This is a genomic window from Acinetobacter brisouisimilis (assembly GCF_000368265.1).
In the GTDB taxonomy this organism is placed as follows: domain Bacteria; phylum Pseudomonadota; class Gammaproteobacteria; order Pseudomonadales; family Moraxellaceae; genus Acinetobacter.
This window is the reverse complement of the sequence record NZ_KB851219.1, coordinates 470,159-496,051: the sequence shown is the minus strand read 5'-3', so window position 1 is coordinate 496,051 and position 25,893 is coordinate 470,159. Positions and strand designations below refer to the sequence as shown.

Sequence of the window (25,893 nt, the reverse complement as noted above, 5' to 3'; positions counted from 1 at the left end):
CTTCCCTGCATTAAGCCTGATTTTTTAAAAACTGGTGTATATTGTTGGATTTGAAATTCAGCACAGGATCGAGTTCGGTCATTTCAAAGGAAACTGCCAACAGTCGCTCAGCTTTGAGTGGCTGAAAGAATTGTTCAATCACAGCAAACAACTCGGTAGCCACCTTTTGCCGTGTTTCCAGATCCCGTCCCGAACCGACCTTGAGGGTCATATGCACGAAGGCATAATCATGCTTGCCATCTGCCACACGATATTGATCTAAACGGATGGCACGGCTACGAATTCCACCTAAAGGAAACACGCCCGTATTGCCCAAAAAATCATTTACTTGTTCGAACAGGTCTTGAAAATCGACCGAGTCCTGCAAGTTGGCGCTGTATTCTGCAATAAAGTGTGGCATGGACTGCTCCTTATTCTGCGGCTGGCATCAGTGGGAAAATTGCATTGATTTGCCCTGTGCCTGAACTTGGAAATGCTGGGGTAATAATCTCAACAGGTTGGTTATAGCTGTCCCACCCCATTGCACCCAGTAACATTGCTGTGTCATGCATACCACCTTCACCGAAACAGTATTCGGCATATTCAGGCAACATGGCACAGAACTCTGGCCACTCAGCGTTTTCCCACATTTTCACCACATGCTTATCCACTTGGCGATCCCATTCACGGGTATAAGAGTCCATACCGCGATGTGCTTCCCAGTCCCAAATGAAACGATGTGACAATGAACCGCTGGCAAAAATCGCAACATTGCCCTCGTAACGTTCAATGGCTTTGATCAAGCCTTCACCAAGCTTGCGGCTGTCTTGCAATGAATGCGAGGTACAAAATGCAGACACCGAAACCACTTTGAAACGGCGGTCTTGGTTCATATAACGCATTGGCACCAGTGTGCCGTATTCCAGCTCAAGACTCTTGATGTTATGGGCTTGGATGCGTACGCCTGTTTTGGCAATTTCTTCTTGCATCAACTGACCCAAAACTGGGTTGCCATCATATTCAAATGGCATGTCTTTGATGAAGTGTGGTAATTCATTACTGGTATACACGCCTTCAAAGTGTTCACCGCAGTTAATGTGAAATGCACTATTTACCAGCCAGTGACTGTCAAACACCACAATGGTGTCAACATCGAGTTCACGGCAGCGTTTACCGATTTCAATATGCCCATCAATGGCTGCCTGACGGCAACCTTGATGAGGTCCTGGTAATTCAGACAAATACATCGATGGTACGTGTGTAATTTTTGCTGCAAGAACCAACTTACCCATATGCTTTCTTCCCTAATTTTTTATTTTGGCTTACACGCCCCAACGTGGAATGTGATGTGAACCCATTGAAATACAAACGTTCTTAACTTCGGTAAACACTTCAAAGCTGTACTCGCCGCCTTCACGACCTGTACCCGATGCTTTTACGCCGCCAAATGGCTGACGCAAGTCACGCACGTTCTGGCTGTTAATAAACACCATACCTGATTCAATGCCTGCGGCAATGCGATGTGCTTTACCAATGTCTTGTGTCCAAATATACGATGCCAAGCCATATTCCACATCATTCGCAAGGCGTAAAGCGTCAGCTTCATCTTTAAATTTCAACAGACACACGACTGGACCAAAGATTTCTTCTTGGGCAATACGCATGCGGTTGTCGACATCAGCAAATACGGTTGGCTGAATGAACTGACCATTTTTCAGATGTTCTGGAAGATTGGCTGGACGCTCCAAACCACCTGCCACCAAGTTCGCACCTTCTTCAATGCCGATCTTGATGTAACCTGTCACCTTGTTATAGTGTGCTTGAGTGATCATTGAACCAACTTGAGTGTTTGGATCTTGCGGATCGCCAACGATCAGATTTTTAGCACGACGTGCAAACTCTTTCACAAATTCGTCATACACAGATTCTTGAATAAAGATACGGCTACCCGCAGTACAACGCTCGCCATTTAACGAGAAAATGGTAAATAGCGCAGCATCCAAAGCACGGTCAAGGTCAGCATCTTCAAAAATCACCACTGGAGATTTGCCGCCCAATTCCATTGAATACTTTTTCAATCCTGCATTTGCCATGATCTTACGACCAGTCAACGTACCGCCTGTAAATGAAATGGCACGTACGTCAGGATGTTTCACCAAAGCATCGCCTGCATTTGCGCCATAACCTTGAACCACGTTAAATACGCCTTCAGGAATACCCGCTTCCAATGCTAAACGACCAAGTTCATTGGCAGTCAGTGGTGACAACTCTGACATTTTTAGAACTGCAGTATTGCCGAGTGCCAAACATGGTGCTGTTTTCCATGTAGCCGTCATAAACGGAACATTCCAAGGTGATACCAGGCCACAAACACCTACTGGCTGATGCAAGGTGTAGTTCAACATTTGGTCATCAACTGGGTAAGTATGTCCGTTCATACGGGTACACACTTCCGCAAAGAAGTTGAAGTTGTGCGATGCACGCGGAATCAACACATTTTTGGTCTGGTGAATTGGTAAACCTGTATCTAAAGTTTCAAGCTCAGCAATTTTCCCCACGTTCTGATCAATCAAATCACCCAAACGACGCATTAAACGCGCACGTTCTTTAGCAGGGGTTTTTGCCCATTTCGGGAAGGCTTTTTTCGCAGCAGCAACGGCAAGATCAATTTCTTTTTGTCCGCCACTCGCCACTTCACCAATTGCTTGGTTGGTTGCAGGGTTATAGTTAGTGAAGCTTTCGTCACTCGCAACTTCTTTACCATCAATCCAATGCTTAATCATGAGTCAATCCCTTTCTTATGCTGTCTTAAAAAAATCTGTTTCAGAAACAATGTAGTTACGCAGGCGACCAATGCCTTCGATTTCTACCACCACTTCATCGCCTGGTACGACATCCGACAAACCTTCAGGTGTCCCTGTGGCAATCATGTCGCCTGGCTGTAAGGTCATGAATGAAGATAAGTATTCGATCAAGAATGGCACATCAAAGATCATGTCTGCAGTTGTGCCTTCCTGACGTAACTCACCATTCACCCAAGTGCGTAAAGTCAGGTTATTTGGCTCAGGCACATCAGCACGATCAACAATGTATGGTCCAACTGGTGTGGTTGCTAAACGGTTTTTCACACGTAAATTCGGACGGTAGTAATTTTCCAAATAGTCACGGATCGCATAGTCATTGCACAGCGTATAACCCGCAACATAACCCAGCGCGTCTTCACGTTTTACATTTTTTGCAGGCTTGCCAATTACCGCCACCAACTCGCACTCATAGTGCATATAGTCGACGTTGTCTGGACGCCATGTGTTGTGGTTGTGACCTGTATAAGTGTTATTGGCTTTCACAAATACCAATGGTTCTTTTGGTGGTTCAAATGCCAGCTCACGCGCATGATCAGCGTAGTTCAAGCCTAAGGCGAACATGGTGCCTTCAGCAGGCGGTAGCCATTCCACATCCTGTTCTGTCAAAACACTACCATCTGCCAAAATCACTTGATCTTGATCATTCACCTGAACCGTGAGCACTTGCCCCTGATGACGAATACGTGCGGTTTTCATGCTGCCACTTCCTCTGCTTGAATACGGTTGGTCACTGAACCCAATTGGTCAACTTCGACGCGGACTTCATCGCCCGACTGCACTTCAACACGATCCAATGGCGTACCTGTCAAAATCACATCACCTTCATGCAAAGTCATAAACTGAGAAATTTCTGAAATCAGTTGTGCAGGTGAGCGTACCCAGTTTGCGGTTGTCCCTGTTTGCTTTAATTCACCGTTGACAAACACACGTAGTTCAAGCTGTTCTGGCTGAGTCACGTCGGCTTTTGCAACCACATCGCCGATCACACAAAAACCGTCCTGACACTTGGCTTTTACGGCTGGGCGGTAATAGCTTTCTTCTGGCAAGCTCAGTTCATTCACCACAGCAAAACCTGCAATCGACTGTTCGGCTTGTGCCACATCCACACGCGTTGTGGTCTTTCCAATCACGACAGCCACACACGGTCCTGCCTGAACCACGTCGCCCTGACGTTTAAAAATCGTCTGACCTGAGACACTGCGGGTATTTGGCGTTTTGACAAACAACACCACATTTTTAGGTTCTGCAACATACGGTTTTTCTTGAAAACCTTGCTGTAAAGTTGCATATAGGCACTGATAATTCAGCGCTACGCCAAAAATATTTCCTTGGCTATTGATTTTAGCTAAACTGCTCATAGACACTCTCGATGATGTTTTTAGCTAGGGAACAGCTAGACATCAAGCACATTAGTTAATATATTAACTTTATAGTTAATTTATTAACTAAAAGCAAGCCGTTTTGCGTTTGGCAAAATAAAAAAATGCGTTTTATGGATAAAAAAAACCGATGAAAACTTTGAATATCCCCGATTTGCGAATCGGTGAGATTTATGACAAAAAATATATCGATGCAGAAATTCATTATGAATCAATCAATAAGATGGCATCTTTTTTTGGTGAGCATGTTGCCGTGCATCGCCATGACGCCTTCTTTCAATTACATTTCATTACAAAGGGCAATGTGCGGGTCTTTTTAGATGACGTGCAGTTTAACTGTAGCGCGCCCGCATTCTTTCTCACCCCACCTTCTGTACCACATACATTTATTACCGATCCCAATTGTGAAGGGCATGTTTTAACTATCCAGCAAGGCCTGATTTGGCCACTGCTACAGGTGCATCTAAAAGTCCAGCACCTCAATCCGATCTGTATTCAAATGAGTCAGTTACAGCAAGAACAGCACCAATACAGCCTGATACAGATTCAGGACTATTTAAATAAAATCAAGCAGGAGTTTGCATCGACACAAGAGTTTCGTGACTTTGCCCTGAAGAATTTACTCAATCTGATCTTTATTCATATTGTGCAACTTTCGCATTTAAATCAGCCCTTCCAGAAAAACATAAGCAGCGATTTGCATATTTTTCGTAAATTTAATGAACTGATCGAGCAGCGCTTTACCGAGCACTGGTCACTGACCCAGTACGCCGAAATTTTAGCAGTCACTGAAATGCGGCTGAATGAAATCTGTCGTCGGATTGCCAATACATCATCTAAAAAAATTATTCATGATCGCTTAATGCAAGAAGCCAAGCGTTTACTGATTTTTACTGATATTCCAATTAACCATATTTGTTATCAGCTCGGGTTTAAAGACCCAGCCTATTTTAGTCGCTTCTTTCAGCGGCATGCAGGCGTTCGCCCTTCGGAGCTACGTCAGACACATGAGATTTCTCAATAGCGTAACGTTTCCCTTACCTCTTTATGGGTAATGCGTCGTCCTGATTTTGTTTTAGTATGAAAGGATTCAAATACAGCACATCCATTTTTCTCGACCAGAAAAATGCAAGGAATTTGAAGGATGTAAATATGGGTATAAAATTCGATTTTGATTATATAATCAGTGGATTAGATGATTTATATGCATCTGATTCACTCAATAAATCCCAACTCTTACAGTTCATGCAGAAGGAAGTCTATGACGTCCCGATGATTTACTGGGATGTTACAGATCATGGCGATTTGCAATATGTGCATAGCTTAGAAACAGATGCCAGTTATGTCCTTGTATATAATCAGAAATTTAAAAATCTGGATGTAATGCATCCCAAAAAGATTCAGCATCAGATGACCCGCAATGTGATTTTCGAGCTGGATCTGGTTGACCAGCGCAGTTATGAAAACAGTTTTTATTATAAAAATTTTCTCAAGCAAATCGATGCCTACAACATTATTTCGCCGCATCGCTCCTATCAAAAACATATCTTTGGCTTAATTAATTTTCTGAACAACAACTTAAGCTCCGCGGACATGAAGATGCTGGAATGTCTTTCAAGGTACATCTCTCTGCATGAAATTAACCGTATGAACAATATTAAAGTGCTCAGCCCGATTCGGGATTTTCATTTAACCCGACGCGAGCATGAAGTCTTTAATCTGCTCAAGCAAGATTATTCTTATTATGACATTTCTGAGCGACTGCATATTAGTTTGAATACCATTAAAACGCACACCAGTTCAATCTATTCAAAACTCAATATCAAATCCAGAATGGACTTAAAAAATTTCCATGATTCAAATTAAGATAATGATTAATAATCAAAATATAAAATCACCCATCGGGGTGATTTTTTTATTGGAAGACTAGGATTAAATAACCGGATGCGTTTTTTAAAGGACAAAAATATGCATTTGGAAAAAACCCTAAAATGGACAGATGCCTTCGCACTTTCAATGAGTGTGTCGGGCGCAATTTTCGCTTCTTTTGGCTTTGCACTTGGGTATCTGGGTGCAATTACTGCAATTTTCGTCTGGGTTTTTGCTGCAATTATCGGATGCTTTCAGAACTGGTTTTTTCTGGAAGCTGCCACGATGTTTCCCGACAAGCCAGGCGGGATCGCCCTGATTGCCACCGAAGGCTGGAAAGACAAATTTGCACTGGCAGGGCCGCTTGCCTCCTTCGGCTACTGGATCGGCTGGTCGGCAGTACTTATTGTCGGTGTCAGTGCAGGCTCGATTATTCAGGCACAGTGGTTTGCCCATTCAGAGTTTCAGATCGGTTTTGGTCTGTCGCATATCGAACTACCCCAGATTTTTGCCATCATCATTATTCTGTTCTTTTGGATACTCAACCGAAAAGGCATTGATGTGGCGGTCAAGGTCTCCAAATTTATGGGCGCGTTCTTGCTCATTCCTGTTTTAGTGCTGGCTTTTAACCAGCGACAGACACGCCTGCTACAGCAGTGGGAAAACGAATACAAAAGCATTAACCCTGATATCGAAATTGAATTTTTAGAGGGCCAGGCAGTTAAAAATATTGTGGGTTCAGATGCTTATAGCTGTGCCCTCAAACATATGGGTAACGGGCATTTTCACTCATTAAACATGCTGCTTGGCTCTACACAGGCATTTTTGCAGCAAGGTGGAAATCTATGAATATTCGCCTGCTGTTGAAGTTGAATACGGCGATCAGATCCGTGTCAGAATAGCAAAAGGTTCAATCAGTGCTAAAAAACTGCTCTGGTCTTGTGGTGCATTTCTCAATCGACTAGAACCATTTCTACATAAAAAAACCATTAATACCTATGCTTTTCAACTGGTGACTGAACCTTTATCTGAAGAGATGATTCATCGGATTAGTCCGATTCGTGGTGCATTTAGCGACATTCGCCCTGTCATCGATTATTACTGCGTAACCAATGAAAATCGGCTGCTGTTCGGCTCAGCCACTGCATATTCCGAATATGTTCCAACTGACCTAAAACAATGGAATCGGAAATTAATGCTCAAAGTTTTTCCCTATTTGAAAGATGTTCACATCGATCTGGCTTGGGGAGGACCAATGGAATGCTCGGCAACCTTGTTCCCGCAAATGGGCAATCATCCTGAGCATAAAATGTGTTTTATGTTCAGGGTTATTCAGGTTTTTGGATCACGCCAAGCCATGTGATTGCTGATGGCATGCTGGAAGGCTCGAAATATTGGGGTGTGATTAGTTCAATTCCCAAAGCCAATGTTTGAGGTAAAGAGCACTTTAAAACACTCTTACTCACCGCTACAAAGATTTCACATCAACTACAAGGATTTATCAAGGGAAGACGTTAATCAAACCCAGCAGATGCTTCATCAAAAACTGCAAACACTCGAGCAACTATGGATACAAAAGCAAGGGACTGAAATTTATCATCAGCTCTATAATGCAACGACACAGATTAGCGGTCAGGGTACAATCCAGCTTTTTTCGGGTCAGAGTGAACTGTTGGAGTTAGTACAATCTTTATTGGAACATGCTGAAACAGCAAAATTGGAACTGGTCAGTTACTCACAGCCTAGCCCTGAAATTATACTGAGTTGGGCCAACTGGCATCTTCAGGCTCGAGATTTAGCATGAAAAGCCTGTTTGTTTGGAAAAACAATGCAGGGCTGGAGAATTATTGCGGACATGTATGCCGAAGAGGCACTGTCTATATAGAACATTAATATTTAAATTGCTAGAGAACATCTGATTCTCTAGCAATCAATCAACTAAAACTTAATACACGTCAAGGCGATAACACACTATATCACGTAACTGCTACAACTGCTCTGCACCAAAAATCTCTTGCAAAGCCTGATGTACCTAATTTCCCAAAAAAATCATCCTCGCGAACGATAGGCATCACCCATTGTTTCACCTATATTACACCGAATAATGTATTTGAAAATTAACAATATTTTTAAAAATCTTGTTAATACAAAAGGATGCCAAAGTATTTGTCATAAAAATCTCGCAATCACCGAGGTGAATTCAACGGTTTAGCACAAATACACGTTTTAGAGGTTAGGTGACATGGTCTACGATACAAAAATTGATTTTCTTTATCTTTCTGAACAGGACATGATCCAAGCAGGCGTAACTGATATGCCCGCTTGCGTGGATACGATGGAGGAAATGTTTGGTCTACTGTACAAAGGCGACTATCGCATGGCAGGTCCAAATAGCGACTCACACGGCGCTATGGTGACATTTCCTGAAAACTCGCCTTTTTCGACCATGCCAAAACCGACCGCAGACCGTCGTTTAATGGCAATGCCTGCGTACCTCGGTGGCAGCTTCGGTACGGCTGGGGTGAAGTGGTACTGCTCCAACATTGAAAACCGTCAAAAAGGTTTACCTCGTTCAATTTTGATGTTCACCCTGAATGATGTAGTGACAGGTGCACCTTTAGCGCATATGTCAGCCAACTTACTATCGGCTTATCGTACAGGTGCGATTCCGGGTGTTGGCGCACGTTATTTGGCACGTAAAGATTCTAAAGTGATTGGTTTACTTGGTCCAGGCGTGATGGGACGTACTTCCGTTGCTGCATTTATCGCGGTATGTCCACAAATCGACACCATTAAAATCAAAGGTCGTGGTCAAAAAAGTATTGATGAATTTATCAATTGGGTGAAAGCTAACTATCCGCAAATTACCAATATTGAAGTGGTCGACAGCATCGAAGCTTTGGTACGCGATTCAGACATCGTCAGTTACTGTAACTCGGGTGAAGTGGGCGATCCTGACACTTACCCAATCGTAAAACGTGAATGGGTCAAAGCAGGTGCATTCCTTGCAATGCCTGCACTTTGCAACATTGATGCAGGTATGGAACAAGCTGACGTGCGTAAAGTGGTCGACAATCTTGGCATGTACGAAGCATGGTACGAAGAAGTGCCAAAACCTGCGCACAAAACCATTCCGCTGATTGGCGTGCGTTTCATGGACATGATTGCTGAAGGCAAAATGCAGCATGACGAGCTTGAAGACATTGGCAAAATGATTGTCGGTGAAGCTCAAGGCCGTAAAAATGATGACGAAATTATCATCATGTCGGTTGGCGGTATGCCCGTTGAAGATGTGGCATGGGCAACTGTGGTGTATCGCAATGCGGTTGAACAAGGCATTGGTGTCAAATTAAACCTTTGGGACACGCCAACTTTACGTTAATTCACGCTGCGGGAAGGTACTGCCCTTCTCGCCAAGCTTCTTTTGTCTTCCCACATTTTCAAAATAGGTAATCCCATGACCAAGATTGTCAAACTCAAAACAGGTTCAAAATTTGAAGAGAAAGCCAGCTATTCACGTTTAGTTGCGGTGGATAACTGGATTTATGTATCAAATACAGCAGGACGTAATCCACAAACCAAAGAAATTCCTGAAGATTTAACCGAGCAAACTTTGCAAGTGTTTGCCAATGTTGAACAGGCTTTAGCAGCAGTCAATTCAAGTCTTGCTGATGTGGTGTTCTCGCGTGTTTATATTCAAGACCCAGCAGATGTCCCAACGGTAATGGATATTGTCGGTGAGAAATTCCGAGGCATTAACCCTGCAACAACCGTGACTTGCCCACCCCTCGGTTCAACCGTTTATAAAATGGAACTTGAAGTGACTGCATTTCGTGGTGCAGCACAAGCCGAAGTTGAAGAGTTAACTGTAGCGCTATAAGCCTGCATCTGCTTGATCGTTTTATTGTTTATTTTTCAGATTCAAGGTCAGGATGTTGACCTGTTAAGGATGTAGTGATGGCTCCAGTAATTATGCCTGTGCAAACTTCAGCAAATTTTCCATCTGCAACCACGGTTGTGATTATTGGTGGCGGCATCGTCGGTTTAACTGCGGCACTGTCCTTGGCTGAACGCAATATTCCTGTGGTGGTCTTGGAAAAAGGACGCATTGCAGGTGAACAATCTTCGCGCAACTTAGGCTGGGTACGTAAAACTAGTCGTTTGGCAGATGATATTCCACTGGCGCAAGCCTCTGACCGACTTTGGAAAGAGATGCCTGAACGTGTTGGAGCTAATGTTGGTTATCGTCAGGCTGGCATTATGTTTATTGCACGCAATGAAACCCAAATGGCAATGCATGAAAACTGGCTCAAGTCAGTACAACACCTTGAACTAGATTCACGTTTACTCAGCGCCAAAGAAATTCAGCAAATGGTGCCACATGGTCAGGGTAACTGGGCAGGCGGTATTTTCACCCAGTCCGATGGTCGTGCTGAACCAACCTTAGCATCAAGTGCGATTGCCAAGGCAGCGATGGCTAAAGGCGCAATAATTATTGAGAATTGTGCTGTTCGTGGTTTGGTCACAAATGCAGGCAAAGTTAGCGGAGTTATGACTGAAAAAGGCGAAATTGCTTGTGAGCAAGTGCTGTTGGCAGGTGGTTTATGGTCTCGCCGCTTCTTGGGCAATCTAGGCATTACTTTGCCAACATTGCCATTGATCTGTTCAGTACTACGTACTAAACCAATGCAAGGACCGACCGATATTGCAGTGGGCGCACCTGACTTTTCATTTCGTAAGCACAAAGATGGCGGATTTATTATCACCCAACGCGGCGCGTTAGATGCACCTTTGACATTGGATCACTTGCTGATTGGCACACGTTATATGTCACAACTTCGTGGTCAGCGCAGCTTCTTACGCATATCACTAGGTAAATATTTCTTCCAAGATTTGGCTTTATCTCGCCGCTGGAACAATCAAAGTGTTTCCCCATTTGAACGTATCCGTACCATGAATCCACACGCCAATCCTGCTTTAAATAGTGAAGCAATGGATAATTTAAGTGCAGCATGGCCAGCCTTTCAGCACGCTCAAATTGAAGATACTTGGGCAGGTGTGATTGATGTCACACCAGATTCCAATCCTGTGATTGGCCCTGTCGCGCAAATTCCAGGGCTACATGTTGCCACAGGCTTTTCAGGGCATGGCTTTGGCACATCACCTGCTGCTGGTCAACTGGCAGCCGATCTGATTTCTGGGCATACGCCAATTATTGATCCAAACCCTTACCGTTTTGATCGCTTTAGTTAATATCTGAATTAAGTGTAATCTGACTGAATTTCAACGATCTGCCCACCTGAAATGAAGACTTTATAAATCATCATTTCCAGTTTAAAGGTATAAACCAGCGCATAATGTGTCCGCCCACGCCGATCCCGAAAGGTGGTCTGTGTGGGATGAGTCAATTTGCCCTGCATTTTATTTAAAAATTCGCTTTGCGTATCACCAATACGAACTATCGCACCCGATGGCGAATAAAATGAATTTGTTCCCTCTATCGCAAAGGCTGCACTAGAAAAACATAACAACATCGCAGCACATAATTTCCGCATCGGATCATTTCCCCAACAAAATTTTTATGATTTAGAATTCTTCTATTTTATACAAATCAATAGATTAATTTTAAATAACCTATTTCTATTTTAAAAAATACTACAGATATATTCCACGTTGATTTTACGATTCAGAAAAATCATGGATTCTTGTGATACAAAGCCGATTGCTGCACCAATTTCTCTACTAAAAACTGAATAAGCACACTGAATTTTAGCGGGACATGCCGCGTGGTGGAATACAACAAGCACTTAATAGCTAAGAAAAATTTACTAGATAAGCTCACAGGTCAGTTAAAAGTCTGATTGATGAAGCTGAAATAGCATAATAATAAAAGTTGTAACTTACGAACTGGAGATGTTCCAGTTCGTCACTTACTTAGCTCAATGACATCGAAGAAAAGCGCATTACTTTAGAAAGCAATTCTTGCTTACTGCCTACGTCAGCTTTTTGAAAGATATGACGAACATGAGTTTTGACGGTGGCAAGACTGGAAAAAATCGTATTGGCAATTTTTAGGTTATCAAAGCCTTTACAAATATATTTTAAAATTTCCAGCTCTTTACGGGTCAAGCCAAAGGTTTCCTGAATCAATTGATAAGGAATTGCCTGATAAGAAAATAAATGATTAGAAAATGCATACAGACTTTCAATCATGGCAAAATCTTGTGTCGAAAAATCACGCTGTTCACGAATCAGGCTCACCCCGCGTACAGGACGCTGCTGATCGAGATAAATCAGTTCAATATGATCCTGAATCTGCCACTTCTGCATAAACTGGGCATATTCTGCATTGATTTTGCGGGTTTTTAACGCACAGCAGTGGAGTTTATTTTCCACCAGAACCTGAAAATGCACAGGGTCACAATACTGTTTTTCTGAGACGTATTCATCGAGTGAAATCTGTTTGACCCCTTGATGATAAAAGTTTTCAGCCTGTTGTTCGCCACTAATATCATAAGAAATAAAGCCATCAATCGGCATGACACGTTGTACCGCTTGAATAAAATGATCGGTAAAACCAATCCAGTTGATTTGATTCATATCCTGTTCCCTCCTAGAACTGACAGCATGTCCATTATGCTGCCAGATAACACGCCACAACCACGTTTAAGCTTGGGTTACATGTACTGATTGTTTATGGGTAAATTGTAATAAACCGTCCAAACCAAACGAGAAGCCCAAACCTGAAAGTTTCCAACCACCAAACGCTGCCGATGGTGACAGATCGCCATGACTATTGACCCAGACCGTACCTGTTTCGAGTGCTTCGGCAATCGCTTGCGCTTTATCCAAGTCATGTGTCCAGACTGAACCACCCAAACCATATTCACCTTGGTTGACCTTAGCCACGACAGCATCGACATCACTAAATTTCACAATCGGTAGAACTGGGCCAAACTGTTCATCGTCTAACAATGCTGTACCATCTTGTACGTTAACAACCAAGGTCGGCGCAATAAAATACCCTTGTTCAGGATGAGTCACGCGCTGATTAAGAATTTGCCCACCATTGGCAATTGCATCATCCAAAATGTTTTTAACTTTCTGATACTGAATGCGGTTTTGTACTGGCCCAAAAGTGGTCGTGGCATTTAAACCATCCCCCACCACTTGCTGATCGGCAATTTCCACCAGTTTTGCAGTCAAGGCATCATAGACATTTTCATGGACATATAAGCGCTTTAAACAAGCACAGGTCTGACCTGCATTTAAGAATGCTGACTGGAAAATTTTGCCTGCAACAGCATCGACATCCACGTCATCGAGGACAATACCGACATCATTACCACCCAGTTCAAGCACGACACTTTTCAGTGATGCAATCGAACCTTGTAAAATGTGCTGACCTGTACGGGTTGAACCTGTAAATACCACTTTATCGACTTGAGGATGTTCACTGAGTGTTTTACCCACTTCGCCTGTACCCAGCACCAAGTTACATACACCTTTTGGTGTCACTTGGTTAATGATTTCTACCAAGCGAATCGTGCTTAACGGGGTAAATTCTGATGGTTTATTTACCACACAGTTTTTGGTTTTAAGCGCAGGAATAATGTGCCACACCGCAATCATAAACGGCCAGTTCCACGGCGTAATTGAAGCCACTACCCCTAGTGGACGGTTATAAACATTAACCTGTTTGCCTGTTGGCTCAACATAATGCTCAACTGGAATTTCAAGCTGAGCAATGTGCTGAATCCACAACACGCTCAAGTCCACTTCAAGCTGCGCCAAAAACAATGGTTTGCCCTGTTCCTGAGTAATCAACTCCGCAAGACTGGCTTTTTCCGCCTGAATTTTGTCTGCGATTTGCAATAAGATCTGTTGAATGTGCTGATCGTCAGTATTTTTCCAGCTTTTAAATGCCTGACGTGCCGCAGCAATTGCCGAGTTAACTTGCTCAACCGTAGCCGAAGCTACTTCTGCCAAGACTTGCTCATTGGCAGGATTCAGTACTGTAACCTTCTCGCCCTGACCTGTTACCTGTGCACCATCAATAATTAAACTGGTGTTCATAACTTCACATTCCTTTTTACTGAGATCAATCACCTGATCTAGAGAGTTGAGCAACCTGTTCCAGAGTTGCATCAAGATATTGCATTAAAAGAAAAAATATTCAGACCAACTCGTCTTGATCTATGTTCAGGTTGGTTTACATGTTTTAAATTGAGACATTACTGTCACCAACCCTGATTTTAAATTAATATAAAAACAGAAATTTGTAAATATATTAACTAAAAATCAAATCAAACATATAAAATAATTTAATATATTAATTAATTGTCTTAAACCTAGTATTTAAATATTTAAATCTAGCATTCAGATTTTAAATCCAGCGCCAGCTCGACACGCCCTTTTCGTTGCAAATACAGCCCATAGCCCACACCTAATGCCGTCCAAATTACACCTAAAATCAATGCGGCATGCTGCATATAGGCAAACACGGCAAGGACTATCACGATGCCAAGCACAGGTACACAGATATGTGGCAAAAAACGGCGTTGTGGATTGCGTAGTCCCAAATGCACCAGCACCGACACATGTAGCAATAAAAAGCCTGCCAGTGCGCCAAAGTTCACAAACAGCGCCAAGGTATCAACATGGTCTTTCATCACCAGTGCCACAGTCAGAGAAATGAGCGTAGAAACAATCATGGCAACATGTGGAATCTGTGTGCGTGGGTGAATCTTGGCAAGGGCTTCTGGCAATTGCTGATTACGCCCCATCGCAAACAATACCCGAGCCACACCAACCTGCATCGGTAAAGCATTGGTAAAACTCACAAAAATCGTAGTCAGCCATGCAAATGCCAGTGCTGCCCATGTTCCGATTTGATGAGTTAAAATTTCATAGATCGCTGCGGCAGGATCATGAATATGCAACCCTGCTGCCAAGTTGCCGACAAACCATGTTGAGACAATAAAGATACAGGCACTAATCAGCAGCACCAGCATAATCGCCTGCCCAACCAGTTTACGGCTATCACCTTTAACTTCTTCAGACAGCGTGGTAATCGCATCGAAACCCAAGAAAGCAATAATACAAATTGAGGTTGCTTCAAAAACTTTTTTCAGCTCAAAATGCTCTGCCTGATAGATCGGGGCAAGCGTCAAACCACCTGAGCCTTTGCCATGATGCAAAGCCAGATAAGCAAATACCAATACACCGATAATAATCACAAACTGTACTGCGACACTGGTCAGACTAACTTTGGTCGATACTTTCACACCGCGCCAATTCACAAAAAAGGCAAATGCCACCAGCAATAAAATCCATATGGCTCGACTCACCGATGGCATCAAGGTTTGCATGCCAATTGACATCAAAATAAATACCAGTGCAGGAATTAACAGATAATCCAGTAAAATCAGCCAGCCTGCCAAAAAGCCTGCAAATGGACCCAGTGCCATTTTGGCATAGGCATAGACTGAACCTGCATGTGGCTGCTCACCTGCCATCATGGCGTAACTTTTGGCAGTAAAATAAATACAGATCGCTCCCAAAATATACGCGAGGGTAATCAAACCGCCTGATGCATCCCACACAAAACCAAAGGTGGTCAATGCAGCAATCAATGACAAATAGGCTAAGCCATATGCAACCAAATCGATTAAGCCCAACGAGCGCTTCAGCCCTGTTGCTGACAGATCTGCCATCTCCACTCTCCATATCTCTGATGTACTGTGACAACTCAAACTGATGCATTTGCATCAGGTTTTACATCCCGTAAAATTTATCGCTCGACTTTAGCTAAATTTGGATTAACCAACTGCAAATAAATTGCTAAGATACAGCTTAAATTTAAGCGCTGTGGAATCACAACAACCGCTTATTTTTAGGGTCAATAGCCGCAAAATTCAGGGTGTGAATTTATTATTGACAGAACGGATTTGGAAAATCTTGTAAAAAAACGACATGGATTCAAGAATGCAAAAACACAAGGATTGTGCTGCACATCATCAATCAGATCTGCTGGCTGCAAAGCATCAACTGCTCACGATTCAGTTTGGTCAGGCTCAAACGCGACTTGCAAATGGCGCCATACAAATACCCGACTTAGCGACAATTGATAGTCATCACCCTTGCTCGGATTAATGCCTGTGTCGTCCTGCACAGCTTGAAACCCAGCAAAGTCCATACGCTAAACGCCTGAACTAATTACTTTGGCACTATCTTTGCTTTACACCCGATACTTGACTGATGGTGAATAGATGATGTCGATCTTTACCCGCACGATTTTTCCTGAGCAGCCGTTTTTTGTGTTCTGTTCGCGTTTGCATCAACAACGCCGTCAGGTCAATCATCCGTTGATTTCCGACTACTATGATTTGGAACTCGCCGACACTCAAGATCAGGTGATTGCGATTCCCGATGGCTGTGTGGACATTTTATTTGAATGTAACACCAGCCAAGCGCATGCCTGGATTTGTGGAACAACCTTAAGTGCCAAGACCGTTCAACTGCATGCAGGCGTACATTATTTTGGCGTGCGTTTTCACCCCGGTGTAATTCCACAGTTTCAGCAGCTTGCTGCGCATGAACTGCTTGATCAAGAATACAAACTGCTAGACATACTTCCACAAGCTAATGTTTTAATTGAACAAATTATTAAAAATAATCATTTTGAGCAGCGTATTCGCTGCTTTGAGCAATTCATGAACCAGCATTTTATGCATGCGCTGTCTGACATTAGCCTGGCTGTTTTAAAATGCATTTATCGCTCAACCTCACAGTTTAAAATCAAGGAACTAGAGCAACTGACTGGTTATTCTTCACGGCATATCCAGCGAACCTTTAAACAAGACACAGGTTTATGTCCCAAGTCTTTTTTCAACATGATGCGGTTTCAATCTGCAATTCAACGCTTACAGCACACCCCACAGCATAGCCTCTCTGACTTAGCATATGACTTAGGTTATAACGACCAATCACATTTCAGCAAAGACTTTAAAAAGTATGGTAATACCTCACCACATGCTTTTTTAAATCAGGTTCATTATTATGCTGGTCAAATACTGCATTGTTAAAATTAGATGCCTATTAGTGCAAGTTGCATCATTTTAATGCAGTCTAAATATGAAAAACTTATATTTTTTATTATTTAATATATTAACAAATATTGTTTTTTGTCATAATAATCGTCTAAACACAGCGTCGAGAAATATTCGTGGCAACTTCATCAAAGCGCCTGATTTATTTATTGGGCATGCTGGTGGCATTTGGCCCTCTGTCTATTGACATGTATTTGCCAAGCCTGCCGACTATTGCACATGATCTACACGCCAGCGCATCCCAAGTCCAGCTTTCAATTACCATTTTCTTCATTGGGTTTAGTTTGGGCATGCTGGTTTATGGTCCACTGTCAGACAGTCTGGGGCGTAAACCATTGTTATTGGTCGGAATCAGTATTTATGTAATGGCATCACTGGGTTGTGTGTTTGCTTTTAATATTGAGTCACTGGTGTTTTTCCGTTTGCTGCAAGCCATTGGTGGCGCCTCTGCTTCGGTCATTTCGCGGGCACTGGTGCGCGATTTGTTTCCGCCACAGGAAACCCCGAAAATCTTGTCATTTATGCATATTGTCACCATGATTGCGACATTGATCGCACCAATTTTTGGTAGCATCATCATGCAGTTATATCATTGGCAGGCAATTTTTGTATTTTTAAGCCTGTTTTCCTGCCTGATTTTATATGCGGTTTATCGGCAGATTGAGCATAAAAAACCTGTCGGTGTTGCACATAATTTGCTGGCGAATTACTGGCAAGTCATGAAAGTCAAAGCCAGTTGGGGCTATATGCTGTGCTTGGGTGGGACTTTTGCAGGTATGTTTGCCTACATTACAGGCTCATCGTTTATTTTTATTCAGCAGTTTCATTTTTCTGCAACCCAGTACGCGCTAGTATTTGCTTCCAATATTTTTACCATCATCGTATTTTCTTATCTCAATACCCGACTGCTCAAGCGCTATAGCCCAAAGCAATTACTCCAAGCCTTTGCCAGTTTGGCATGTGCCGCAGGCTTGTTTTTGTTGAGTTTAAGCCTGACTGCACATGATCAAGCCTTGTGGATCATGCTTGGGCAGTGTTTATTTGTTGGCATGACAGGGGCTATCGGGGCAAATTCGATCGCCAGTTTGCTGCATTTATTTCCGAACCTGGCGGGTACGGCGTCAGCACTTGCAGTGTCCTTACAATTCGGCTTGGGGGCAGTTGCCAGTTATTTAGTGACTTTATTTTATGTTGCCAACTCCACACTTGCCATGACAGGCGTTATGGCTGCCTGTGGTACAGTGGCATGTTGCAGTATTTTTTTGTTTCAGGACAAGACATGAACACCAAAGCACCTTCCAATTTATTTTTTAATTTAAAACCCGTCATTAACCTACAAACGGCGCAACAACTGACCCAAGCTGCACTGAATACAGCCCGCAAACTTCAGATCGATGTGGTGATTTGTATTGTCGATGCACAAGGTAATATGGTGAGTTATGCCCGCATGGATAATGCACCCGTGGTCAGTTATGCCTTTGCACAAAAGAAAGCCTTTACCGCCGCCGCCCTTCGACGTAGCAGCTCGGAATTTGCCGAACTGATTCAGCCTGATCAGCGCCTGTATGGTATGCAACACAGCGATGAACGTTTGCTCGGTATCGGTGGTGGTTTACCAATTTTTTGTCAGGGACAACTAATTGGAGGTATTGGAGTCAGTGGCGGTTCAATCTCACAAGATGTTGAAATTGCACAAAGTGCCTTGTTTACCTGTCAACTTTCGACCAATTAATCTGATCATCAAGACCGATTTTTTGATTATAGGAATCTCAACCTATGATAGATGAACGTACAGATCAAGACATTCCGTTATTACCTTATTATGTCTATGAATTTCGTGACCCTCGAGATAATAGCGTCGTCTATGTCGGTAAAGGCACAGGTCAACGGATGCTACGTAGCTTTGAACTCGACAAAGCTCAATTGAATAGTATCGAAGCCAAAGTTAAAGCTATTCAAGATGCAGGATATACCTTGCAACGTGTCGTGGTCGGACGCTTTGCAACGGAAGAAGAAGCCTTTGCCGTTGAAGCAACACTAATCAAATGGGTGTATGGTTTTGAGCGTTTAAACAATCAGATACATGGACATCGTCATCAAAATATCCGTGACTATACTCAACATCTACATGCCAACTATTCTGAAATTTCAGGCATTGATATTCCTCGTAAGATTAAACTTGCCAATGATCGCTCAGGTAAATTTAGTGATGACCAACGCCATAAAATTTCAGAAAACTTAATTATTGAAAAGCTAGAAACCCTATATACAGAACTAATCAATGCGCCTGAACTATCAGGTTTAATCATTCAACGGCCCGATCTTTCTATCCCACAAGATCCACAAATTCGCCTAGAAATTGGACATGAAGATGTTCAACTCAGCATCAAAATGCAACTCACAGGCAAAGATATGATCTTAAAACTTATTCCAATGCAATCATCTCAACGCAATCAATTTATTAGCATCGTTGAAAATACATTGAAACAACCATACAAAACGCATAATCATGGAAATTATGCACATGCATTTGATGAATATACCCAATCCGTCACTTCTCGCAGTATTGGCTATAATGATCATGCAAGTATGATTAAGTATATTTTAGAAACTTTAAAACGCCTACAGAACCTTCGTTAACTCATAAAAAAACAGATACCTGATGGTATCTGTTTCCTTGGTAATGCCTTAAAGCTCACTACTTCTTTTCAGCGATCACCCTCCCTCTTTGGAGATGGGTCTACCGATATACAGGGGAAATAATCGGTACTCCAAACCTGAAGATGGAAGCGATTACACCGCTGCGAAGTAATGCTTGATAAAGAAATCGCTTTTAACTTCCCAAACCGTCGATGTGCCTTTGGCTACAACGAAGAAATCACCTGCTTTATAGTTGTGTGTTTCGCCTGTGCTTTCGTCAGTAATGCTGAGCTCGCCTGCCACAATCACAGCCTGCTCTGAAAATGGATAAACCAAACGGTATTTACCCTTTTTAGTTGCAAAGTAGCCTGCACTAATCGCATCGGTTGGTGCTCCAAGCGTCATTTTGCCAAAAATATCGACATTGTGATCGGCAAGTAACTCACCACCCAAGTCAGTAATTTGTCCCCAAGCATCAAGGTCTTCAAGTTGTACTTGCGGATTGATTGTCACGAATGTAGTCATTGTCATTTCTCCATCAAAAAATAATTCAATTAACGTCTGCCCTGACCATAACCTTTGATCTGATGCAGGAATTTGCCCAAAGTACACATGGTTGCCCGTAGTGAATCTTTGTAAGGAATTTCAGGTTTCGATACTGAACTGAGAAGCTGGAAATGCTCACTGCCGCCGAGTACGCCCTGTGCCAGAATCTTGCAAATAATCTGACTCGGTGTAACGCCGAAACCGCAGTAACCTTGTACATAAAACACATTTTTCTGTTCAGTCAGTGTACCGATTTGCGGGAACAAATTTTTGGTCGATGCCATTGGGCCACCCCATGCCAGATCGATTTTAACGTCTACCAGATACGGGAAAATTTTCAGCATCAGTTCACGATTCCACGCTTTTAAATCCTTTGGAATATAGTCAAACAAGGGCGTTGCCGCGCCAAAAAGCAAACGGTTTTCAGGTGTCACGCGGTAGTAGTCAATCACAGGACGAATATCACTATAAGCTCCACGCATTGGACTAATGCGCTGAATCAGTTCATCACTGAGTGGTTCGGTCATGAGCTGAAAGGCATAGGTATTAATGGTAGTTTTATGCAAAGTCGGTTCAAGCTTGTTGAGAAAGCTGTCACACGCCCAAACCATTTTGTCCGCAGTCACCGAGCCTTTTGCAGTACGCACTTTGATTTTTTTGCCGTACTCAATCTCGATGGCTGGCGTATGTTCAAAGATTTTCACCCCGTAAATTTCAGAGCAGGCTTTGGCTTCGCCCAGCAACAAATTCAGCGAGTGCACCTGCCCACCGCCCATATGCACCAAAGCACTTTGGTAAGCGGTTGAACCCACGACCTTTTGTACGTCAGCGCCTTCAACGTAGTAAATGTCATCGTGGCTATTGCTGGCTTTAAACTGTTTTTCCCACGCCTTTAAGGTCTTTGACTGACGCTGGTTAAAGCCCAAATAGGCATAGCCATTTACAAAATCTGCATCGATCTGATATTTTGCAATACGTTCACGCATGATCTGCGGGCCCAGTTCACTTAGCTCAAAAATGGTGTTTAAACCTTCTTCACCCACTTCATGCTTAATGTTGTCCAAGTCATGCCCTATACCTGCCATGACCTGACCGCCATTGCGCCCCGAACCGCCAAATCCAAGATAGCGTGCTTCAAGCACCACGATATTTTTAACGCCATGTTCCGCAAGTTCGAGTGCGGTATGAATCCCTGAAAATCCACCACCAATAATCACCACATCTGCCTGAAGATCTGCCTCAAGCTGCGGAAAGTTCAAATGATATTTTTTAGTCGATGTGTAATAGGTTGCTGTTTCATCTGGATGCATAACCAATCCCTCGTTTTATGCGGTATTCACTCAGACCGCTCATATTAGTTAATATATTAAATATATTTAATTAGCACAATAATTAATTTATTAAATAGTTCCTAAAATCAGTATCAACAAGTCTATAAAACCAAAAAATAAAATTTTAATAAATTAATAAAAAATATAAACTTACATCATTAATCAAGCCATAAAAATGACTATTTTCTATCAAAGACCAGCAATATCCACACATTCAAAATCATCCTTAAGGGTGATTTTTTTATAAGTAAAAACCGTTATTTTCAATTTTCAATCATTGGATTTGATTCAATAAAAGGAATGTTTTTATGAAGTATTTAGGTTCATCCTTCATCTTGTTTTCATTTATGGGGCTCGCAACACAACAGGCTTTGGCAGCAGACGACTGGCTTTCAGCAAATGCCTTTACGGTCACAGGCAATGTCACTATGGCAACCGACTACCGTTTCCGTGGCTTGTCACAAACCAGCAATGACCCTAGCGTACAAGGTGGCTTAACCCTTGCACATAAATCAGGTTTTTATGTGAATTTATGGGCATCCAATGTCAATTTGTTGCCAGGTAACAGCATTGAAGCTGATTATTACTTAGGCTATCAATGGAAAATTGATGCTAAATCTACGCTCGATTTTCAATATATCAATGTCAACTATCCTGGTGTCGTCAAAGACTATCATCCTGCTTTTCATGAATTTGGTGTGATTTATAGCCGTAACAGCACTTTTAAAGAAGGTGATAACTGGACACTGAGCGGTTATTACTCACCAGAATTTGCGATGAAGTCTGGCGATGAAATGTATTTGAATGCTGCATTTAGCTATCCGATTTACAAAACCATCAACCTGATTGGTTCTGTGGGTTATACCAAACTCGATAGCGTGACAAAATTCCAGCAAGCTTATGGCTATGGCAACACAGATCACTATATGGACTACAAAGTCGGTCTGAAAACCAACATTAAAGGCTTAGACACTGAACTATCCTGGATTGATACCGATGTGAAACATGGGCCAAAAACCACCGATGGCACTGTATATTTTAGTATCGGCAAGTCTTTCTAACATCTCATCCCCTTTCTTTTCTGAGGATTTCACCCAGAAAAGAAAGGTAAAAACCTTTTTTTATTTTCAGCCTCCAATCTCCCCGATTGGTATTGGCATTGCTGTCTAAAAAAATAAAATAAACCTCTAGACACGCCTCAATATAGTTAATATATTAAATATATAGTTAGCATATTAACTATATTGACAACAAAAATTTCTGGAAAATCTGATATGGATATAGCAACGACTGCTCAGAGGATATCGAGCGAACGACGTGTGGCTTTAGCAACAGTGATCGGAACTACCATTGAATGGTATGACTTTTTTATTTATGCCAGTGCTGCCGCGCTGATTTTCAAAAACCTATTCTTTGCCCCTGCGGGAAATAGCCTCGGGACACTTTTGGTTTTTGCTACTGTGGGTGTCAGCTTTTTATTCCGGCCTCTTGGTGCATTTTTAGCAGGCCATTATGGCGATAAATTTGGTCGACGTGCAGTTTTGGTTATTACTCTCATCTGCATGGGCTTATCCACTGCACTGATTGGGGTCTTGCCAACCTATACACAGATTGGTCTTGCTGCACCGATTGGGCTGTTGATCTTACGGATTATTCAAGGACTTTCTGCGGGTGGCGAATGGGGCGGCGCGGTGCTGATGGCAGTTGAACATGCACCGAACCATCAACGTGGACGCTTTGGTGCATTTCCTCAAATTGGCGTACCACTGGGCTTGCTACTGGCATCGGGAATGCTGGCACTGATGAGTGGTGTCATTGCACCGGGCGACGCTTTTATGGAATGGGGCTGGCGGATTCCGTTTTTATTTAGCATTGTGCTGCTGTTTGTTGGTCACTGGATCCGCCGCTCAGTCGAAGAAAGCCCTGTTTTTGAAGAGATTAAACAACGCAAAAGCAATTCCAAAACGCCTATAAAAGACCTGTTCAAGCATCATGCGCTACTGGTGATTACCGCTGCACTGGTCTTTGCAGGCAATAGTGCGATTGGCTATATGACTACAGGTGGGTTTATTCAAAACTATACCACCAACCCTGAAGGTTCAATTCATTTGCCACGGACTGCGATTTTAATGAGTGTGACGTTGGCATCAGCATGCTGGCTCATCTTCACATGGATTTCAGGCTGTCTATCCGACAAAATTGGGCGTCGCAATACCTATATTCTGGGCTGGATCATTCAACTGGTTGGAGTATTGGCACTATTTCCACTGGTCAATATTGGTAGTATCTGGTCAGTGACCCTTGCGCTTTGCCTGCTTTCTATCGGGATTGGCATGACCTATGGCGCTCAGTCAGCATTTTATTCGGAGCTATTTCCTGCATCGGTGCGCTTTTCAGGAGTGTCGATTGCTTACGCTCTAGGCGCAATTATGGGTGGGGCATTTTCGCCAATGATCGCATCGTGGTTGATTAGTAGCACCCACAGCACCAATTCGGTCAGTATTTATTTAGTGATCATGACATTAATTGGTTTAGTGGCAACCTTGGCACTGCGTGACCGTACTGGTATTCCACTAGGGCCAGATCACGAACAAGAACAAAAACAACATCCATTTTCTTGGCAAAAATAAAACCACACTCAAAGCAAGACTCAACAGGATGAATCTTGCCTGACCTCAAAACACTCACTTATTGATTACACAGCGAGCAGTGCCATGTCATTGCTCCTACAAGGAACGTTTATGTCTATATTTTCTTGCGATCACCAACGCCATTTTCTCTTGTCCAGTTTAAGCCTGAGCTTGATGCTCTGCCTGCAACACAGTGCATGGGCAGATGATGATACGGATCATTTCAAATTGGTGTTAAAAAATGCCTATATCGACCGTAACTATGACAGTAACACGGTCAAAGATACAGGCAGTTGGTCACAAGGTGCATCACTATTTTATGATTCGCATTATCATGCCACGCCGATTGATCAACTACAGGTTGGAGTGGAAGCTACTACCCAATATGCTGTGCGTTTAAGTGACGACAAGCATGTTGCCGACACTGTCTTGCCTTTTGATAACAGCACCAAAAAACAGGCAGCCGATTATTTAAAATATGGTGGCACGCTCAAGTTCAAGTACCAAAATACTGAAGTCAAAATGGGGGAACTTTGGTTAGACTTGCCTGTCACTACGGTTGACCGTAGTCGCCAGTTATTAACCTCTTACTGGGGTGCAAATCTGCATTCGCAAATCAATGATGACTTGAGCGCCGAAATTGGACGGGTCACCAAAGTTTCACCGCGTAATCAGGAAGGTTTTCATCATTTTGCTTATACCACTGGCGGTAAAACCTATTATTCCGATGGGCTAAATTATCTGGATGTCCGTTATCGGATCAGCCCCAACCTGAAAGCTGAATATTACTATGGCAACTTAGAAAATCTGTATGACAAGCACTATCTGGGGCTGGATCACGCTTGGAAGTTGCCAACCTCGACTGATCTGATCTTAAACAGCAAACTGAAATATTTTAACTCGCAAGACAACAACTCGCATTTCAAAATCGATAGTCAAAATATTGGCTTGCTGGAAACCCTAAAATATCAAAATCATGCAGTCAGTCTGGGTTATCAGCAAATTATTGGTGATGCCTACCCATTGCCAGATGGCTATTTGCCTGAAACCTATTTTATTAACTGGAACGTGACTGGCTTTTTTAAAGCCAAAGAAAAATCATGGCACTTTGTCTATTGTTATGATTTTAAAGCTTATATTCCTGGACTCAGCATGATACTCAAACATGTTTACGGTTACGGCTTTAAAACCACTGACAATCGCAAAAATAATGAGCAGGAGTCTAATGTGATTTTAAATTACAACTTCCAGCAAAAAGCCCTGCAAGGTCTATCGATTCAATACCTGTATGCGCCCTATCGGATTCACTATGGTACCGATTTTGATGAAAACCGTATCTTCCTGACCTATGTGAAGAAATTCTAAATTGGTCTGAGTGGCATAATATAACCCCACCCAACCTAATCTGATGTCTGATGAATGCCAGTCACTACATTAATTGGCTGGCATTTTCTTTTAGACTTCAAAATAAACAATTGTAAAAACCTTATCTGCACGTCCCAAAATCAGAAAATCTGTTTTCTATCTGATCTATTCAATCAAGT

Annotated in this window: 27 protein-coding genes; 15 read left to right on the top strand and 12 right to left on the bottom strand. The window is 42.6% G+C overall.

Translation table 11 applies throughout. The features are described from left to right. Positions 1–10 precede the first annotated feature (10 nt). From F975_RS05985 to F975_RS05965, 5 genes are read right to left on the bottom strand one after another with little or no spacing between them, the layout of a single operon-like run. The gene (locus F975_RS05985; RefSeq protein ID WP_004751335.1) at positions 11–400 is read right to left on the bottom strand and encodes a 5-carboxymethyl-2-hydroxymuconate Delta-isomerase; all 390 of its coding nucleotides are present in this window, start codon (positions 398–400) and stop codon (positions 11–13) included. Between the two features lie 10 nt (positions 401–410). Further along, positions 411–1,271 carry a 3,4-dihydroxyphenylacetate 2,3-dioxygenase gene (hpaD, locus tag F975_RS05980; protein WP_004751332.1) on the bottom strand — a complete coding sequence of 287 codons (861 nt, stop codon included), beginning with the start codon at positions 1,269–1,271 and terminating at the stop codon, positions 411–413. Between the two features lie 30 nt (positions 1,272–1,301). Next, the gene (hpaE, locus tag F975_RS05975; RefSeq protein WP_004751330.1) at positions 1,302–2,762 is read right to left on the bottom strand and encodes a 5-carboxymethyl-2-hydroxymuconate semialdehyde dehydrogenase; all 1,461 of its coding nucleotides are present in this window, start codon (positions 2,760–2,762) and stop codon (positions 1,302–1,304) included. A 15-nt stretch (positions 2,763–2,777) separates the two neighbouring features. Continuing rightward, positions 2,778–3,539 (bottom strand): fumarylacetoacetate hydrolase family protein, encoded by a 762-nt coding sequence (locus tag F975_RS05970; protein WP_004751328.1) that lies wholly within the window; start codon positions 3,537–3,539, stop codon positions 2,778–2,780. Beyond that, a complete protein-coding gene (locus F975_RS05965; RefSeq protein ID WP_004751327.1) occupies positions 3,536–4,201 on the bottom strand; it encodes a fumarylacetoacetate hydrolase family protein in 666 nt (221 codons plus the stop codon). Before F975_RS05965 ends, F975_RS05970 begins: the two co-directional genes overlap by 4 nt. Positions 4,202–4,352: 151 nt before the next feature. Between F975_RS05965 and hpaA the strand changes: the two genes are divergently transcribed. The 8 genes from hpaA to F975_RS05925 all read left to right on the top strand — a co-directional run bounded on the left by hpaA (position 4,353) and on the right by F975_RS05925 (position 11,344). Further along, positions 4,353–5,246 carry a 4-hydroxyphenylacetate catabolism regulatory protein HpaA gene (gene hpaA, locus F975_RS05960; RefSeq protein ID WP_004751325.1) on the top strand — a complete coding sequence of 298 codons (894 nt, stop codon included), beginning with the start codon at positions 4,353–4,355 and terminating at the stop codon, positions 5,244–5,246. A gap of 128 nt (positions 5,247–5,374) precedes the next feature. Further along, positions 5,375–6,088 (top strand): response regulator transcription factor, encoded by a 714-nt coding sequence (locus F975_RS05955; protein WP_004751323.1) that lies wholly within the window; start codon positions 5,375–5,377, stop codon positions 6,086–6,088. A 102-nt stretch (positions 6,089–6,190) separates the two neighbouring features. After that, a complete protein-coding gene (locus F975_RS15900; protein WP_004751321.1) occupies positions 6,191–6,940 on the top strand; it encodes an amino acid permease in 750 nt (249 codons plus the stop codon). After that, the gene (locus F975_RS15995; RefSeq protein ID WP_004751318.1) at positions 6,927–7,454 is read left to right on the top strand and encodes an NAD(P)/FAD-dependent oxidoreductase; all 528 of its coding nucleotides are present in this window, start codon (positions 6,927–6,929) and stop codon (positions 7,452–7,454) included. Before F975_RS15900 ends, F975_RS15995 begins: the two co-directional genes overlap by 14 nt. Positions 7,455–7,622: 168 nt before the next feature. Continuing rightward, positions 7,623–7,895 carry a hypothetical protein gene (locus F975_RS05940; protein ID WP_004751315.1) on the top strand — a complete coding sequence of 91 codons (273 nt, stop codon included), beginning with the start codon at positions 7,623–7,625 and terminating at the stop codon, positions 7,893–7,895. Positions 7,896–8,333: 438 nt separating this feature from the next. Continuing rightward, positions 8,334–9,473, top strand: a complete 1,140-nt coding sequence (locus F975_RS05935) for an ornithine cyclodeaminase family protein (protein WP_004751313.1) — start codon at positions 8,334–8,336, stop codon at positions 9,471–9,473. 75 nt (positions 9,474–9,548) lie between these two features. Next, positions 9,549–9,971, top strand: coding sequence for a RidA family protein (locus tag F975_RS05930; RefSeq protein WP_004751311.1), 423 nt, complete (start codon positions 9,549–9,551; stop codon positions 9,969–9,971). A 77-nt stretch (positions 9,972–10,048) separates the two neighbouring features. Then, on the top strand, positions 10,049–11,344 hold the full coding sequence (locus F975_RS05925) for an NAD(P)/FAD-dependent oxidoreductase (RefSeq protein ID WP_004751307.1): 1,296 nt from the start codon (positions 10,049–10,051) through the stop codon (positions 11,342–11,344). Positions 11,345–11,352: 8 nt separating this feature from the next. On the opposite strand, the gene F975_RS05920 is transcribed toward F975_RS05925, so the two are convergent. The 5 genes from F975_RS05920 to F975_RS15695 form a co-directional block, all read right to left on the bottom strand. Further along, positions 11,353–11,646 (bottom strand): hypothetical protein, encoded by a 294-nt coding sequence (locus tag F975_RS05920; RefSeq protein ID WP_004751306.1) that lies wholly within the window; start codon positions 11,644–11,646, stop codon positions 11,353–11,355. 379 nt (positions 11,647–12,025) lie between these two features. Continuing rightward, a complete protein-coding gene (locus F975_RS05915) occupies positions 12,026–12,691 on the bottom strand; it encodes a helix-turn-helix transcriptional regulator (protein WP_004751304.1) in 666 nt (221 codons plus the stop codon). Between the two features lie 66 nt (positions 12,692–12,757). After that, the gene (locus F975_RS05910; RefSeq protein ID WP_004751300.1) at positions 12,758–14,167 is read right to left on the bottom strand and encodes an aldehyde dehydrogenase family protein; all 1,410 of its coding nucleotides are present in this window, start codon (positions 14,165–14,167) and stop codon (positions 12,758–12,760) included. A 296-nt stretch (positions 14,168–14,463) separates the two neighbouring features. Further along, positions 14,464–15,807 (bottom strand): APC family permease, encoded by a 1,344-nt coding sequence (locus F975_RS05905; RefSeq protein ID WP_004751298.1) that lies wholly within the window; start codon positions 15,805–15,807, stop codon positions 14,464–14,466. A 338-nt stretch (positions 15,808–16,145) separates the two neighbouring features. Next, on the bottom strand, positions 16,146–16,289 hold the full coding sequence (locus tag F975_RS15695; RefSeq protein WP_004751296.1) for a hypothetical protein: 144 nt from the start codon (positions 16,287–16,289) through the stop codon (positions 16,146–16,148). Positions 16,290–16,362: 73 nt separating this feature from the next. On the opposite strand from F975_RS15695, the gene F975_RS05900 reads away from it, so the two are divergent. The 4 genes from F975_RS05900 (at position 16,363) to F975_RS05885 (ending at position 19,842) form a co-directional block, all read left to right on the top strand. Further along, entirely contained in the window at positions 16,363–17,178 is an 816-nt protein-coding gene (locus F975_RS05900) for a helix-turn-helix domain-containing protein (protein WP_004751294.1), read from the top strand. Positions 17,179–17,318: 140 nt separating this feature from the next. After that, entirely contained in the window at positions 17,319–18,485 is a 1,167-nt protein-coding gene (locus tag F975_RS05895; RefSeq protein WP_004751293.1) for a multidrug effflux MFS transporter, read from the top strand. Continuing rightward, entirely contained in the window at positions 18,482–18,934 is a 453-nt protein-coding gene (locus F975_RS05890) for a GlcG/HbpS family heme-binding protein (protein WP_004751292.1), read from the top strand. Before F975_RS05895 ends, F975_RS05890 begins: the two co-directional genes overlap by 4 nt. Before the next feature lie 44 nt (positions 18,935–18,978). Then, positions 18,979–19,842, top strand: coding sequence for a GIY-YIG nuclease family protein (locus F975_RS05885; RefSeq protein WP_004751291.1), 864 nt, complete (start codon positions 18,979–18,981; stop codon positions 19,840–19,842). 153 nt (positions 19,843–19,995) lie between these two features. On the opposite strand, the gene F975_RS05880 is transcribed toward F975_RS05885, so the two are convergent. Together F975_RS05880 and F975_RS05875 are read right to left on the bottom strand one after the other, a co-directional pair. Beyond that, the gene (locus tag F975_RS05880) at positions 19,996–20,367 is read right to left on the bottom strand and encodes a cupin domain-containing protein (protein WP_004751290.1); all 372 of its coding nucleotides are present in this window, start codon (positions 20,365–20,367) and stop codon (positions 19,996–19,998) included. A gap of 29 nt (positions 20,368–20,396) precedes the next feature. Continuing rightward, on the bottom strand, positions 20,397–21,698 hold the full coding sequence (locus F975_RS05875; RefSeq protein ID WP_004751289.1) for an NAD(P)/FAD-dependent oxidoreductase: 1,302 nt from the start codon (positions 21,696–21,698) through the stop codon (positions 20,397–20,399). A gap of 329 nt (positions 21,699–22,027) precedes the next feature. Between F975_RS05875 and F975_RS05870 the strand changes: the two genes are divergently transcribed. The 3 genes from F975_RS05870 (at position 22,028) to F975_RS05860 (ending at position 25,714) form a co-directional block, all read left to right on the top strand. Beyond that, entirely contained in the window at positions 22,028–22,780 is a 753-nt protein-coding gene (locus F975_RS05870) for a TorF family putative porin (protein WP_004751288.1), read from the top strand. A gap of 213 nt (positions 22,781–22,993) precedes the next feature. Next, the gene (locus tag F975_RS05865; protein ID WP_004751286.1) at positions 22,994–24,349 is read left to right on the top strand and encodes an MFS transporter; all 1,356 of its coding nucleotides are present in this window, start codon (positions 22,994–22,996) and stop codon (positions 24,347–24,349) included. A gap of 111 nt (positions 24,350–24,460) precedes the next feature. Further along, complete coding sequence (locus F975_RS05860; RefSeq protein ID WP_034425796.1) at positions 24,461–25,714, top strand: OprD family outer membrane porin; 1,254 nt, start codon at positions 24,461–24,463, stop codon at positions 25,712–25,714. Positions 25,715–25,893: the final 179 nt, after the last annotated feature.

Bases quoted from the DNA above. Each gene is read 5' to 3' on its own strand.
- F975_RS05985 (WP_004751335.1), bottom strand. From the start codon at position 400: ATGCCACACTTTATTGCAGAATACAGCGCCAACTTGCAGGACTCGGTC.
- hpaD (WP_004751332.1), bottom strand. From the start codon at position 1,271: ATGGGTAAGTTGGTTCTTGCAGCAAAAATTACACACGTACCATCGATG.
- hpaE (WP_004751330.1), bottom strand. From the start codon at position 2,762: ATGATTAAGCATTGGATTGATGGTAAAGAAGTTGCGAGTGACGAAAGC.
- F975_RS05970 (WP_004751328.1), bottom strand. From the start codon at position 3,539: ATGAAAACCGCACGTATTCGTCATCAGGGGCAAGTGCTCACGGTTCAG.
- F975_RS05965 (WP_004751327.1), bottom strand. From the start codon at position 4,201: ATGAGCAGTTTAGCTAAAATCAATAGCCAAGGAAATATTTTTGGCGTA.
- hpaA (WP_004751325.1), top strand. From the start codon at position 4,353: ATGAAAACTTTGAATATCCCCGATTTGCGAATCGGTGAGATTTATGAC.
- F975_RS05955 (WP_004751323.1), top strand. From the start codon at position 5,375: ATGGGTATAAAATTCGATTTTGATTATATAATCAGTGGATTAGATGAT.
- F975_RS15900 (WP_004751321.1), top strand. From the start codon at position 6,191: ATGCATTTGGAAAAAACCCTAAAATGGACAGATGCCTTCGCACTTTCA.
- F975_RS05940 (WP_004751315.1), top strand. From the start codon at position 7,623: ATGCTTCATCAAAAACTGCAAACACTCGAGCAACTATGGATACAAAAG.
- F975_RS05935 (WP_004751313.1), top strand. From the start codon at position 8,334: ATGGTCTACGATACAAAAATTGATTTTCTTTATCTTTCTGAACAGGAC.
- F975_RS05930 (WP_004751311.1), top strand. From the start codon at position 9,549: ATGACCAAGATTGTCAAACTCAAAACAGGTTCAAAATTTGAAGAGAAA.
- F975_RS05925 (WP_004751307.1), top strand. From the start codon at position 10,049: ATGGCTCCAGTAATTATGCCTGTGCAAACTTCAGCAAATTTTCCATCT.
- F975_RS05920 (WP_004751306.1), bottom strand. From the start codon at position 11,646: ATGCGGAAATTATGTGCTGCGATGTTGTTATGTTTTTCTAGTGCAGCC.
- F975_RS05915 (WP_004751304.1), bottom strand. From the start codon at position 12,691: ATGAATCAAATCAACTGGATTGGTTTTACCGATCATTTTATTCAAGCG.
- F975_RS05910 (WP_004751300.1), bottom strand. From the start codon at position 14,167: ATGAACACCAGTTTAATTATTGATGGTGCACAGGTAACAGGTCAGGGC.
- F975_RS05905 (WP_004751298.1), bottom strand. From the start codon at position 15,807: ATGGCAGATCTGTCAGCAACAGGGCTGAAGCGCTCGTTGGGCTTAATC.
- F975_RS15695 (WP_004751296.1), bottom strand. From the start codon at position 16,289: ATGGACTTTGCTGGGTTTCAAGCTGTGCAGGACGACACAGGCATTAAT.
- F975_RS05900 (WP_004751294.1), top strand. From the start codon at position 16,363: ATGATGTCGATCTTTACCCGCACGATTTTTCCTGAGCAGCCGTTTTTT.
- F975_RS05890 (WP_004751292.1), top strand. From the start codon at position 18,482: ATGAACACCAAAGCACCTTCCAATTTATTTTTTAATTTAAAACCCGTC.
- F975_RS05885 (WP_004751291.1), top strand. From the start codon at position 18,979: ATGATAGATGAACGTACAGATCAAGACATTCCGTTATTACCTTATTAT.
- F975_RS05880 (WP_004751290.1), bottom strand. From the start codon at position 20,367: ATGACTACATTCGTGACAATCAATCCGCAAGTACAACTTGAAGACCTT.
- F975_RS05875 (WP_004751289.1), bottom strand. From the start codon at position 21,698: ATGCATCCAGATGAAACAGCAACCTATTACACATCGACTAAAAAATAT.
- F975_RS05870 (WP_004751288.1), top strand. From the start codon at position 22,028: ATGAAGTATTTAGGTTCATCCTTCATCTTGTTTTCATTTATGGGGCTC.
- F975_RS05865 (WP_004751286.1), top strand. From the start codon at position 22,994: ATGGATATAGCAACGACTGCTCAGAGGATATCGAGCGAACGACGTGTG.
- F975_RS05860 (WP_034425796.1), top strand. From the start codon at position 24,461: ATGTCTATATTTTCTTGCGATCACCAACGCCATTTTCTCTTGTCCAGT.